Raw genomic sequence first — 12,519 nt, 5'->3', positions numbered from 1 at the left:
GCGCCGTCGTGGACATAGCGGAACTGCACGATTGGCCGACAACGGAGAGCGCGGCTGTCGAGATCCAGCTGCGCCTCCGTTCCCTGGTCGATCTCGAAGACAGCTGTCCCGAGGTCGTCGAAACAGTCACTGGGCTGGATGTCGCCTACGACAAGGCGACGAACCGCATCGCCGCGACGGCGGTGACGATCGATAGCGAAAATTTCGCCACGATCGAAGAACGCACGATCATCTCCGAAGTGTCGTTTCCCTACGCACCCGGGTTGTTCGCCTTTCGCGAGCTACCGCCGCTGCTGGACGCGCTCCGGTCGATGACGAGGGTTCCCGACCTGCTGGTTTGTGACGGCCAGGGTCTCGCTCATCCGCGGCGATTCGGGCTGGCGTGTCATATCGGGGTGCTGACCGGGCTGCCGAGCATCGGCGTGGGAAAAACCGGTTTCGCCGGAAAATACCTAGAGCCGGCGGCGGCCAGGAGCTCGGTTTCGCCGTTGACGGAAAACGGCGAAACCGTGGGATCGGTGTTGCGTACTCAGACCGACGTCAACCCGGTGTTCGTGTCCGTCGGTCATCGCATCGGCCTGGAGCACGCCAATCGCCAAGTGCTGGCGTTGTGCCCGTCCTTCCGGCTGCCGGAGTCGACGCGGCAGGCCGACCACGCCGCGCGGCAGGCGCTGAGACGGTACACGCCCTTGTCGACAAATGCCGATACCTGAGCTAGCAGGTACCGGCATCTGCCGACCACAAGCTGGGGCCGGATCAGCCCCTCACGCGACGCCACAGGGGTTTGCGAGCGTGCGTGTGCTCGAGCGCCGGCGCGATGTATCCGCCGGGGTAGGTGGAGCTGCTGGCCAGCGTGCCTTCGACCAGCCGCAGGAAGGCGTCGACCGCTGAGTGGTCGTAGCCGCGCTTGCTCAGCGGGGCTTTGCTGAACGCCACGTCGTGGACCTCTTCGGCGGTGACGGTGTCCTCGCCTTCCAAGGTCGCCGCCACCCGGTCGACGAAGGCGTCGACCTCGGGTTCGTAGTAACCCCGGGTGCCGATCGGAGCGCGGTCGAACTGGATGGTTCGCGCTTCGATCGAGCTCACGGCCATTACTTGTCCTGGAAATGCTCGGCGGCGGCCGCCTGAGGCTTGGCGCGCTCTTGGGTCGCCTGAGCTTCGTCGCGGGCGCCCGGCAGCCTGGGCAGACGGACGCCGGTGCGGTTGACCAGCTCGCTTTCCACAGCGTCCAGGAACTCGTCGACCTCGCGCTCGTCGTAGCCCCGCTTGCCGATCAGGGGCTTCGAGAACATGACGTGGTGGACTTCGGCCGCGGTCAGGTCGTCCTCGTCGGCGAAGGTCTTCGCGATCCGCCGGACGAACTCGTCGACCTCGCTTTTGGCGTAGCCGCGCTTGCCGATGGGGGAAGTACCGAATTCGACGCCTGCGACATCTTCGGTGGTGAACGACATGAATGTGTCTCCAGATTCGGCGGGGATAACGAACTCCGCATTCCTGGATAACGGTTCGGACGACTTTCCGGAAGTCTTTCCTCCCGCTGTCGACTCGATTAGGTGCGTGAAGGAACGCCTTCGGGTGAGCGGTGTAACGCAGCGGTGATGTGACCGCATTCACGAATGGACGAGTCGGTCATCCAGCGTGAAAAGCGTTCTGCGCGGCTCCCAGGCCGGTATTGATCAAGGCTTCGACGGCGTCGGCGCAGCGGTCCACTTCGAGGGCCAGTTCTTTGCGTTCGACGGTCGAAAAGTCCTTCAGCACGTAGTCCGCCGGGTCCTGGCGGCCAGGTGGGCGGCCGACGCCGAACCGCACCCGGTAGTAGTCCTTGGTGCCCAGCGACTTGGTGATCGAGCGGAGCCCGTTGTGGCCGTTGTCGCCGCCACCGAGCTTCAGCTTGAGCGCCCCGAACGGCAGGTCCAGCTCGTCGTGCACGACGACGACACCGTCCGCGGGGATCTTGTAGAACCGGGCAGCGCCGACGACCGGGCCACCGGACAGGTTCATGAACGAACGCGGTTTCGCCAAAATAACGCGACGCCCGGCCAACCGGCCTTCGAGCAGCTCAGCGCCACTTTTGTGGCCCTTGAACTTGCCGCCGATCCGGCCGGCGAGCTCGTCGAGGACCATGAAGCCGACGTTGTGCCGGTTTCCCGCGTACTGCGGTCCTGGATTGCCGAGGCCGACGAGCAGAATCTGCTCGCCGGCCCCGGGAAGATCTTCGATCACAGTACGGAACTACTCGGCTTCGGGCTTGTCCTCGACAACGCCGGCGCCGGCGGCGTCGACGTCACTCTCCATGGCGGACTCGCTCGGCGACTCGTTCACGGCGACGACGAGCGCCTCCGGGTCGGTCACCAGGACGGCACCGCTGGGGAGCTCGATCTGGGCCGCGGTCACCATGGTGCCGGGACCGGCACCCGCGATGGAGACCTCGAACTGCTCGGGGATGTGCAGCGCATCGACCTCGATCTGGACGGTGTCCATGTTGACGGTGACGAGACTGCCGGAGCGGGGGTCACCGGTGATGACCAGCGGCACATCGACGGTGATCTTCTCGCCACGCTTGACCACGAGCAGGTCGACGTGCTCGATGTAGTTGCGCAGCGGGTGGACGACGATCGTCTTGGTCAGCGCCAGCTCGGCGGAGTTGTCGATGTCGAGGGTGAGGACGGCGTTGGAGCCGTTCTCACGGACGACGCGGGCGAACTCCAGGGCGGGCAGCGACAGGTGGCGCGGGTCGGTGCCGTGACCGTAGAGGACCGCGGGGATCTTGCCGGCGCGACGGGTGCGACGCGCGGCGCCCTTGCCGAACTCGGTGCGTGGTTCGACGGACAGACGTACCTCGGACACGGTCTTGCACTCCTTGCGACTAAGAACATGTGGGGAAAACATGCTGCTACGGGGAATCAGTGTGCGGTTCTCGGTCGCGGCGGCGAATTCCACATAGACGTGCTCAGGCGCGTGGCTACTCAAGCCGCCGCGTCGATCACGCCGGGCACCTGTGTGTGCAGATGAAACCCGCCTCGCCGAGACAACCTGCAGAGTGTAGACCAAGCGGCCCGAGTGGAGTCGCGGCGGGTGGCGAAGCGGGATAAAAAATCGATAACACACGCTGTGTGCGGGGAGAAATCTCGTGACGGCAGACTATCGCTACCCGTTAGGTGGACGTTGAGACAGTATGGGGTGTGGGATGCGAACACGGATGGTCATCGGGCTGGCGGTTTTGACGCTGGCTGCCGGGCCGTTGCTCGGTGGCTGCCAGCGGGCGCTCTCGGGCGACGCGGGCATCTCCGCCGCTGACCAGGTGAAGGCGGACAAGCGCACTGAGCAGCGCACGGCCGTCGACGCCGCGCTGAAGGCGCTCGAGAACCAGCCCGTCGCCGTCTTCCACAGCACGTTGAACGGCACCGACCTGATGCTTCGGGTCACCAAGGACGGCACCGCGCAGGGCACGATCCCCGTCGACGGTCAGTCCGTTCAGGTCGTCGAGGTCGACAAGCAGCTGTTCGTCGCCGCGTCCGCCGACTACTGGAAGGGCCGCGGGTCGACGGCGGGCGATCGCTATGCCAAGGGCTGGGCGCGGGCGGCGGCTTCCGACCTGCCCGTGGATCCCGCGACGTCGCTGACGCCGTCGGGCGCGGCGGAAAAACTGCGAAAGTCCCTCGCCGGGTTCGACCAGCTGGCCGAACCCGTGCGGAGCAAGCTCGCCGACGGCACCGAGGTCTTCGAGGTCGGGGGCGCCACCGGGCTCAAGGTCACCACCGCGGCTCCGCACCGGCTGGTCAGTTTCGCGCCGACGCTGCTGGACGCCAAGGGCAAGGCGCTGGGCACCGAGGTGCGCGTCGACCCGGTCACGCCGGACACGGTGAAGAAGTTCCGCGACGAGCTCGACGCCGCCGTGGGCGGATTGGGGACGCCCGCGGACTCGGTTGCCCAGGCGAGTATCACCATCACGGACAACAAACTCGACTGCAATGGCGGCAGCGGGTCGTGCACCTCGACGGTTTCCATGGAGAACGCCGTCGTCGGTGGCGACACCAAGTCTTCGACGGTTCACATCGTGATGACCTCGGTGGTGAGCGCCGACGAGCTCGGCAGTCAGACCTGCACCGGTGAGGTCAACGCGGCGCCGAACACCGCGAGCACGATCCCGTGCGCGGTCAAGTTCAACGTCCCCAACCGCACCGCGCAGTACCGGGTGACGTCCTTGCCCACCGCGGTCGGTGACGTGCTGGCGTCGCTGGACGTCAACGCGATCAAGCAGAAGATCCAGTCGGAGTTTTCCGCGCTCGGTGGCTGATGGTCAGGTGCGTCGCTGTTTTTCAGCTACGGAGTTTGGCTACGGAATATCGCTGCCGAAACGCGTCGTTTTCGCCTAGTGACCCGTTAGCGCTTGGACGATTGGCGCGAATTTCGCCAATTCGGCCTCGAAGACGGTGATGTAGGAGAAGCCGTAGCGATTTCGGCGCGATTCGAGCTGATCGACTATTTCCGCGACGGTGCCGAAGAGGAGCTGCGGGGCGTCTAGAAGGTCGTCGATGTCGAGATCGGGCGAATCGAGGTCCTCGGCCCATTCCGCGGCGGCGGCTCGGCGGTCGTCGGTGATCCGGACCCGTTGCACGAGCATGTTGAATTCGACATCCGCGGCCCGCTGACCTGCGTGTTGCCTGAAGAAGGCCACGCGTTCGTCCATGGCGGCCGGGCTGTCGAGCTGGAACGTGCCGGGAGCTTCGCCGCGTTTTTGCCGTAATCCGGCGAAACCGACGATGTCGGCGTGGGCGGCGGCCAGTTGGAGGACGCCGTCGCTGTTGCCGGCGATCAGCAACGGTGGCTGTTTGACGCCTTCGTCGTCGAGCCGTCGCTGTATTTCCGCTACGGCTGCCGCGGTGAAGGCGATTCGCTCGGAGGCGCGGTGGAAGGGCAGACCGGCGTCGTCGAATTCGCGTTTCATGTGCCCGGCGCCGACACCGAGGTCGAAGCGGTCACCGCTCAGCCGGACGGTGTTGGCGATGTCCCGCGCCAGCAAGGCGGGGTTGTAGAACGGCACGTTCAGCACCAGTGGCCCGACACGCACGCGTTCGGTCACCGCGGCGGCCACGGCGAGCGCCGCGAACGGTGACATCTTGGCGCCCAGATGGTCCGGCACGGTGATCACGTCGTAGCCGATCTCCTCGGCTTGACGGCATTTGGCGATCCACTCTTCCCGGCCGCCGATCGACCGGAGACTGACACCGAACTTGAAGTTCCCCATGGCGGTAGAAGCTACGACGTCACCTCGTGGCCGAACACCCTGTTTCGCGGTAGGCAAAAAACTGAGGGGGACCTTTCGCGTGAAAGGTCCCCTCAGGCAAATCCTGCGAAGCTACGCGCTGCCGTCGAAGAGGCTCGTCACCGAGCCGTCCTCGAAGACCTCCTGGATCGCACGCGCCAGCAGCGGAGCGATCGAGAGCACTGTCAGCCCCGGGAAACGCTTCTCCGGCGGGATCGGCAGCGTGTTGGTGACGATCACCTCGCGAGCCTTGCAGTTCGACAGCCGCTCGGTCGCCGGGTCTGACAGGATGCCGTGGGTCGACGCGATGACGACGTCCGCGGCGCCTTCGTTCAGCAGCGCTTCGGTGGCCTTCACGATCGTGCCACCGGTGTCGATCATGTCGTCGATCAGCACGCACAGCCGGCCGCGCACCCGGCCGACGACGCGGTTCGCGACGGCCTGGTTGGGCTTGTCCGGGTCGCGCGTCTTGTGGATGAACGCGATCGGCTTGTCGCCGAGCTGCTGCGCCCACTTCTCCGCCAGCCGCACACGGCCCGAGTCCGGCGAGACGACGGTGATGTCGTCGGACGGGTAGGTCTTCTTGATGTGGTCGGCGAGCACATTCTGCGCGAGCAGGTGGTCTACGGGTCCGTCGAAGAAGCCCATGATCTGCGCGGTGTGCAGATCGACGGTCATGATCCGGTCCGCACCGGCGGTCTTGAACAGGTCGGCGATCAAGCGCGCGGAGATCGGCTCGCGGCCCTTGTGCTTCTTGTCCTGGCGGCCGTACGGGTAGAACGGCATGACCACGGTGATCCGCTTGGCGCTGGCGCGCTTGAGCGCGTCGACCATGATCAGCTGCTCCATCACCCATTCGTTGATGGGGTTGGTGTGACTCTGGATCACGAAAGCGTCGGTGCCTCGCACGGACTCCTCGAACCGCACGAAGATCTCGCCGTTGGCGAAGTCGTGCGCGGTCTGCGGGGTGATCGTCACGTTGAGGTGCTTGGCGACCTCCTCGGCGAGTTCGCGGTGCGCGCGGCCGGAGAAGAGCATCAGATTCTTCTTCGGCGTGCCGGACTTCGGACTCATGCTGGTGACTCCCCGTCGGTGTTCTGGTTTTCCTGCTTCTCGGCGAGAGCGGCCTCGGCCGCGTCCGCCGCAGGGGTGCCAGGCCTGCGCCTGGACACCCAGCCTTCGATGTTGCGCTGCGGCGAACCGGAGACGGCGAGCGCGCCCGGCGGCACGTTCCGCCTGATCACGGTACCTGCGCCACTGTAAGCGCCGTCGCCGACATCGACCGGTGCGACGAACATGTTGTCCGACCCGGTGCGTACATGGGAACCGATCGTCGTGTGGTGCTTGGTCACACCGTCGTAGTTGACGAAGACGCTGGAAGCCCCGATGTTGCTCTGCTCACCGATCGTCGCGTCGCCGACGTAGGTCAGGTGCGGGACCTTCGAGCCGGCGCCGATGGTGGCGTTCTTCGTCTCGACGAAAGTGCCGATTTTCCCCTTGTCACCCAGCTTGGTGCCAGGACGGAGGAAGGCGAACGGGCCGACGGTGACGCCGTCGCCGAGCACCGCGTCGCTGCCGTGGGTGCGGATCACCGAGGCATCGGCGCCGACGTGGACGTTCTTCAACGTGCTGTCCGGGCCGATCAGCGAACCCTCGCCGACGGTGGTTTCGCCCTGAAGCTGAACTCCCGGCTCGAGACGAACATCACGCGCCAGAGTGACGCCGGCGTCGATCCAGGTCGTGGCCGGGTCGACGACCGTCACCCCGGCGCGCTGCCAGCCGCGGACGATCCGGCTGTTCAGTTCCGCGCCCAGTACGGAGAGCTGCACGCGGTCGTTCACGCCCTCGGTCAGCCACGGGTCCTCGACGACGAGCGCGCCGACGAGCTTGCCGTCGCCGCGCGCGATGCCGAGCACGTCTGTCAGGTACAGCTCGCCCTGCGCGTTGTCCGTGGACAGGCGGGAAAGCCCGTCGACGAGGACGGCGGCGTCGAAGGCGTACACCCCGGAGTTGATCTCCCGGATCGCCAGCTGCTCCGGCGTCGCGTCCTTGTGCTCGACGATGGCGGCGACCGCTCCGGAGTCGTCGCGCACGATGCGGCCGTAGCCGCTCGGGTCTTCGACGGCGGCTGTCAGCACGGTGACGGCGTTGCCCGCCTCCGTGTGCCCGGCGAGCAGCGCGGCGAGCGTCTCGGTGTCCAGCAGCGGCACGTCGCCGTAGCTGACCAGCACTGTCCCGCTCAAACCCGCGGGCAACGTCGACAGCGCACAGGAAACGGCGTGCCCGGTGCCGTTCTGCTGTTCCTGGACGGTGGTGGTGACCAGCCGTCCGAGCGCCTTGCCGACGCTTTCGAGATGTTCGTTGACGGCGTCGCGGCCGTGTCCGACGACCACCACGAGATGCTCGGGCTCGAGCCCGGCGGCGGCGCGGACGGCGTGTTCGACCAGGGGCCTGCCCGCGATCGGGTGCAGCACCTTCGGGGTGGCGGAGCGCATACGGGTGCCTTCACCCGCAGCGAGGATAAGCGTGCTCAGCGGGCCGGTCACGGCTCTCCCAACGATTCGGAACTGGGGCTCCGATCCTACGGGGGGCCTTCGGCGACCTACGCCGGGTCGGTGAATGTGCCGTCCGGCGACCAGGGCACGGGGACCTCCGCGGTCATCGAGTTCGCCGAGGCGACCTGGTTTCCGCCCCCGCGTTTGGCCTGGTACATGGCCGCGTCCGCGCGGGAAAGGACCTGCTCCGCGCGTTCTTGCGGGCGCAGTGAGACGAGCCCGACGGACAGCGTGACGCCGTGCGAGAGGTGCTGCGGCAGCTGGGCCACACGGCTGACGGCTCGCCCTAGAGCCTGCTTCGCCGCGGAGACGGGCGCGCCCGGCAGGAGCGCGATGAACTCGTCGCCGCCGTAGCGGGCCACGATGTCGTCGCCGCGCAGCGCGTCACGCAGGGTGCTCGCGACGACCCGCAGGACGTCGTCGCCTTCCGCGTGCGAATGCTTGTCGTTGACGTCCTTGAACCCGTCGAGGTCCACCAGCGCGACGGCCAGCGGCTGCGCGTCGGCCGACGACGCCAGCGTGCGGAGCCGCTCGTCGAGTGCGCGCCGGTTGGGCAGTCCGGTCAGCGGATCCTGCAGCGCCTGCTGGGTGATCGCGCCGTGCTCGGCGGAGAGCCGCTCGTGCTCGCGCCGCGCGTTCAGCGTGGCGATCTGCGACTCGCGCAGCGTCCACATCTCTGATTCCAGTGTGGTGGCGTAGGTGACCAGCGACTGGCTGACCCCGGTTTCGATGTCGGGGACGTTGTCCAGCCGGGCGAGCTCGCGGGCGAGGTTCAGCCGCATCGAAGGCGCGGAGGTCTCGACCTCGAGCATCTTCCTGGCCTTCGTGAGTGCTTCCAGCGCGTCGGCGCGGCGGCCCACCTTGTCCAGGCAGCGGGCCAGTGCGATCGCGATGATTTCCTGCTCGTGCGCGTGGCCCGGATACAGTCCTTCGAGGCGGCTGATGTGTTCCTGATCGGGCACGGCCAGCGCGAGCGCGGCGGCAAGCACACCGAGCTGGTCGATAGCGGGTACACCGACCTTGCGCGGGAACAGCGACTCGGTGAACGGGCCTTCCGCGGCGACGGCCATCGACGCGGCCGTGCGGAACTTGTCGCCCGCCTCTTCATAACGTTCGACGCGCTCGAGGCGCAGACCCCAGCCGACCAGCATCTTGACGCGGTTCATCAGCTGCATGGTGATCTGGTGCGGACTCGCGCTGTCCCGGATCGCCTGGTGCGCGCGGCCGATGACCTCTTCGGCGGCTTCGTAGATCCCGAGCTGGTTGAGCACGATCCAGCAGTCCATCAGCGCGCTGGACTGCATCCCGTTCCAGGTGCGCCTGCCGACCTGGACGTCCGGTGTCGCGGAGTCGTCGAGGATCGCGAGTGCCCTGGCTATCTCGGTGAGTGCCGCGTCTTCCTGCTCGGCGATCATCAGCCGGCGGCCACGCAGGGCGTGCGCGTCGGCGCGGAGCAGGGCGAGACCGTGGCGCCGGGTGTGCGCGAGCATCTCGTCGAGCCGGGGTTCCGCTTCCGCGGCCAGGCCGCTGGTCACCAGCCTGCTGAGTGCGGTTGCTCGCTGCAGCTGGGCGACGAGCACCGGCGCACCGCGCCGCTGGGCTTCGTCGAGCAGGACGTCGAGGTCCGCGACGATCTCCAACTGGCTCTCGTGGTCGAGGCGTTGTACCGCTGCGATGAGTTCCAGAGAACGCCCGAACACCCAGGCGTCCGACATCTCGACGATGGTCGGCAGCCTGTTGTTCGCGGACTCGATCTCCTCGTCTTGCAGCGGCACGCACCCCCGGTCGTCGGTGAAACCTACTGAAAAGCCACTGTGTGCACTTGAAACATACTCAAAAAGCCACTGTGTGCACTTGTAAAGATACCCAAAAAGCCACTAGGAAGCTCCGCCGCCAGGGTTCGAACCTGAACTGTCAGAATCAAAATCTGAAGTGCTGCCGATTACACTACGGCGGATCGCTCCTGGCCAGGATAGCCAAACCTGAAGAACGTGCGCACGGGTGGGTCGGCTCACATCCGGACGGTCACCGGCTACGAACCACACGTGAGCCGGAACCCACTTTTGGCGCTGCCCAAGTGGCCAAACCTCCGGTACCGTAACTTACGTAACCGTAGGTAAGGCGACCCTTGGCTGGTGGCCTTCGCAGGAAGAAGTGACGTGTATGACGGCCACCCTTGACCGTTCCCAGCCCTCCGGTGATTCCCCGCCCGCGAAGGGGCCGAAGCCCATCATCAGCGGACGACGCGGATTCCCGATCCAGCTTTCGGTCTACTTCGGGGTCGTCGCCCCGCTGCTGGCCCTGCTCGCCGCCGTCCCGTTCGCGTGGGGCTGGGGACTGAACTGGGTCGACGTCGGCATCTTCGTCGTTTTCTACTGCATCAGCGGCCTCGGCATCACCGTCGCCTACCACCGCTACTTCACGCACGGCTCGTTCAAGGCCAAGCGCTGGCTGCACGTCGCGATGGCCATCGCCGGCAGCATGGCCGTGCAGGGCCCGGTGATCACCTGGGTCGCCGACCACCGGCGCCACCACGCCTTCTCCGACCGCGACGGCGACCCGCACTCCCCGTGGGCTTTCGGCACGACGCCGGTCGCCATCGTCAAGGGTTTCTGGCACGCGCACATGGGCTGGCTCTTCGAGCGCGACCAGAGCAACGCCGAGCGCTTCGCCCCGGACCTCGTCAAGGACCCGGCCATCAAGAAGGTCGACGACCTCTTCTGGCTCTGGACCCTGCTGAGCCTGACGCTGCCCGCGTTGCTCGGCGGCCTCATCACCTGGTCGTTCGCCGGTGCGGTCAGCGCGTTCTTCTGGGCCGGGCTGGTGCGGATCTGCGTGCTGCACCACGTCACCTGGTCGGTGAACTCGATCTGCCACATGATCGGCGAGCGCCCGTTCACCGCGCGCGACAAGTCCGCGAACTTCTGGCCGCTGGCGATCTTCTCGTTCGGCGAGTCGTGGCACAACCTGCACCACGCGGACCCGACGTCGGCACGCCACGGCGTCCAGCGCGGGCAGATCGACCTTTCGGCGAGGCTGATCTGGATCTTCGAAAAGCTCGGGTGGGTGCACAGCGTCCGCTGGCCCACCCCGCAGCGGCTGGCCAAACTGACGGCTGACGCGAAATAGGATCAATGCCCCCCACTAGGCCCACCCGTCGCCCACCACCACCCTCAACGGAGACGCTGCGCGCCCGACTAGTCTTCCTATATGGCAGCGAGACGGCGGGCTAAACGTGAAGTGGCCACCGGAGCGCGTCCGAATGCTCCGGTGGCCCGCGTGCGGATGACGGGAACCGAGCGCAGGCAACAACTTTTGACCGTCGCCAGGGAGCTCTTCGCGGAAAAAGGGTTCGAAGGCGCGTCGATCGAAGAGATCGCGCACCGGGCCGGGGTGTCCAAGCCCGTGGTGTACGAACATTTCGGTGGTAAGGAAGGGATCTACGCGGTCGTCGTCGACCGTGAGACCCAGCAGCTGCTCAACCGGATGGTGTCCACTTTGCACGGTGGGCATCCCCGCGTGATGCTGGAACAGGCCGCCGTGGCGTTGCTCAGCTACGTCGAGGATTCGCACGACGGTTTCCGCATCCTGGTGCGGGATTCGCCGGTCGCGAGCTCGACAGGCACCTTTTCCACCGTGCTCAACGACATCGCGAGCCAGGTCGAGCACATCCTCGCGCAGCAGTTCACCGCGCGCGGCTACGACGACAAACTCGCCGCGCTTTACGCGCAGGCGCTCGTCGGCATGGTCGCGCTGACCGGGCAGTGGTGGCTCGACGCCCGCAAGCCGAAGCGGGACGAAGTCGCCGCGCATCTGGTGAACCTGGCGTGGAACGGGTTGTCGAACCTCGAGCACAAGCCGAAACTCCGGTTGCGCTAAGGCTTTCCGCTGGTCGGCACATTGCGAGACCGATGCCGCGATCTCAGGCATGATGCGAACCATGACTGAAGCAAGGGAAGTTGTGGTCACCGGTGGTGGCACGGGAATCGGGTACGCCGTCGCGGCGGCGTTCCTGAAGGCCGGGGACCGGGTGACGATCACCGGGCGGCGCGAGAAGGTGCTGTCCGAAGCGGCGGCGCTGCTCGGCGCGAAGTACGTCGCTTTCGACGCGGGCGATCCCGCGGAAGTCCAGGCCGCGCTCGCGGATCTTCCCGGCCGGGTGGACGTGCTGGTCAACAACGCCGGTGGGAACACGGATCGAACGCGTGAGGCCCCGGCGCCCGGGGATCTGTCCGGGCTCGCCGACGCCTGGTACGCCAACCTGAAGGCCAATGTGCTGACGACGGTGCTGGTCACCGAGGCACTACGGCCGCGGCTGGCCGGCAACGGCCGGATCATCAGCATCGGGTCCGTCGCGGCGAAACAGGGCTCGAACTCTTATGGCGCCGCGAAAGCCGCGGTCGAAGGCTGGAACAGCTGGGCCGCGCAGGGCTTCGGCAAGCGGGGCATCACCTCGAACGTCGTCGCGCCGGGGATGGTGGAGGACACCGAGTTCTTCCACAACACGGTCAGCGCCGAATGGATCCAGGAGCGGATCGACGGCACCCTGAACAAGCGCGCGGGCACGGTCGACGACGTCGCCGCGACGGTGTTCTTCGTGGCGAGCGCCGGTGCCGGGCACATCACCGGCCAGGTCATCCACGTCAACGGCGGTGCCTACGGCGGCCACTGACCCGCCCGCTGACCCGTGCTTGCGGG

General features: G+C 66.7%; 13 protein-coding genes and 1 tRNA gene. 5 read left to right on the top strand and 9 right to left on the bottom strand.

Annotated features, from left to right (window positions below; all coding sequences use genetic code 11):
* The first annotated feature begins 8 nt into the window (after positions 1–8).
* Entirely contained in the window at positions 9–713 is a 705-nt protein-coding gene (locus VGP60_RS10210) for an endonuclease V (protein ID WP_327547668.1), read from the top strand.
* Positions 714–756: 43 nt separating this feature from the next.
* On the opposite strand, the gene VGP60_RS10205 is transcribed toward VGP60_RS10210, so the two are convergent.
* From VGP60_RS10205 to VGP60_RS10190, 4 genes are all read right to left on the bottom strand, one after another.
* The gene (locus VGP60_RS10205; RefSeq protein WP_327547667.1) at positions 757–1,092 is read right to left on the bottom strand and encodes a DivIVA domain-containing protein; all 336 of its coding nucleotides are present in this window, start codon (positions 1,090–1,092) and stop codon (positions 757–759) included.
* Positions 1,092–1,451 (bottom strand): DivIVA domain-containing protein, encoded by a 360-nt coding sequence (locus VGP60_RS10200; protein WP_327547666.1) that lies wholly within the window; start codon positions 1,449–1,451, stop codon positions 1,092–1,094. The genes VGP60_RS10205 and VGP60_RS10200 overlap by 1 nt, the downstream gene beginning before the upstream one ends.
* A gap of 178 nt (positions 1,452–1,629) precedes the next feature.
* Positions 1,630–2,223 (bottom strand): aminoacyl-tRNA hydrolase, encoded by a 594-nt coding sequence (gene pth, locus VGP60_RS10195; RefSeq protein ID WP_327547665.1) that lies wholly within the window; start codon positions 2,221–2,223, stop codon positions 1,630–1,632.
* 9 nt (positions 2,224–2,232) lie between these two features.
* Entirely contained in the window at positions 2,233–2,847 is a 615-nt protein-coding gene (locus tag VGP60_RS10190; RefSeq protein WP_327547664.1) for a 50S ribosomal protein L25/general stress protein Ctc, read from the bottom strand.
* 340 nt (positions 2,848–3,187) lie between these two features.
* On the opposite strand from VGP60_RS10190, the gene VGP60_RS10185 reads away from it, so the two are divergent.
* Entirely contained in the window at positions 3,188–4,297 is a 1,110-nt protein-coding gene (locus VGP60_RS10185) for a hypothetical protein (RefSeq protein WP_327547663.1), read from the top strand.
* A 75-nt stretch (positions 4,298–4,372) separates the two neighbouring features.
* Here VGP60_RS10185 and VGP60_RS10180 read toward each other — a convergent pair whose 3' ends face one another.
* The 5 genes from VGP60_RS10180 to VGP60_RS10160 all read right to left on the bottom strand — a co-directional run bounded on the left by VGP60_RS10180 (position 4,373) and on the right by VGP60_RS10160 (position 9,778).
* Positions 4,373–5,248 carry a TIGR03621 family F420-dependent LLM class oxidoreductase gene (locus VGP60_RS10180; protein WP_327547662.1) on the bottom strand — a complete coding sequence of 292 codons (876 nt, stop codon included), beginning with the start codon at positions 5,246–5,248 and terminating at the stop codon, positions 4,373–4,375.
* Positions 5,249–5,359: 111 nt separating this feature from the next.
* Positions 5,360–6,340: a ribose-phosphate diphosphokinase gene (locus VGP60_RS10175; protein ID WP_327547661.1), complete on the bottom strand. Its 981-nt coding sequence runs from the start codon at positions 6,338–6,340 to the stop codon at positions 5,360–5,362.
* Positions 6,337–7,812 (bottom strand): bifunctional UDP-N-acetylglucosamine diphosphorylase/glucosamine-1-phosphate N-acetyltransferase GlmU, encoded by a 1,476-nt coding sequence (glmU, locus tag VGP60_RS10170; RefSeq protein ID WP_327547660.1) that lies wholly within the window; start codon positions 7,810–7,812, stop codon positions 6,337–6,339. Before glmU ends, VGP60_RS10175 begins: the two co-directional genes overlap by 4 nt.
* A 56-nt stretch (positions 7,813–7,868) precedes the next feature.
* Positions 7,869–9,536, bottom strand: a complete 1,668-nt coding sequence (locus VGP60_RS10165; RefSeq protein WP_327547835.1) for a GGDEF domain-containing protein — start codon at positions 9,534–9,536, stop codon at positions 7,869–7,871.
* A gap of 170 nt (positions 9,537–9,706) precedes the next feature.
* Positions 9,707–9,778: transfer RNA gene (locus VGP60_RS10160), tRNA-Gln, on the bottom strand.
* A gap of 206 nt (positions 9,779–9,984) precedes the next feature.
* On the opposite strand from VGP60_RS10160, the gene VGP60_RS10155 reads away from it, so the two are divergent.
* The 3 genes from VGP60_RS10155 (at position 9,985) to VGP60_RS10145 (ending at position 12,493) form a co-directional block, all read left to right on the top strand.
* Positions 9,985–10,950: an acyl-CoA desaturase gene (locus VGP60_RS10155; RefSeq protein WP_327547659.1), complete on the top strand. Its 966-nt coding sequence runs from the start codon at positions 9,985–9,987 to the stop codon at positions 10,948–10,950.
* Between the two features lie 156 nt (positions 10,951–11,106).
* A complete protein-coding gene (locus tag VGP60_RS10150) occupies positions 11,107–11,700 on the top strand; it encodes a TetR/AcrR family transcriptional regulator (protein ID WP_327547834.1) in 594 nt (197 codons plus the stop codon).
* A 61-nt stretch (positions 11,701–11,761) separates the two neighbouring features.
* The gene (locus tag VGP60_RS10145) at positions 11,762–12,493 is read left to right on the top strand and encodes an SDR family NAD(P)-dependent oxidoreductase (RefSeq protein WP_327547658.1); all 732 of its coding nucleotides are present in this window, start codon (positions 11,762–11,764) and stop codon (positions 12,491–12,493) included.
* Positions 12,494–12,519 lie beyond the last annotated feature (26 nt).

Source organism: Amycolatopsis sp. (assembly GCF_036008905.1).
Classification (GTDB): domain Bacteria; phylum Actinomycetota; class Actinomycetes; order Mycobacteriales; family Pseudonocardiaceae; genus Amycolatopsis.
The sequence above is the reverse complement of the archived record's forward strand: the minus strand, read 5'-3'. Positions and strand labels throughout refer to the sequence as shown.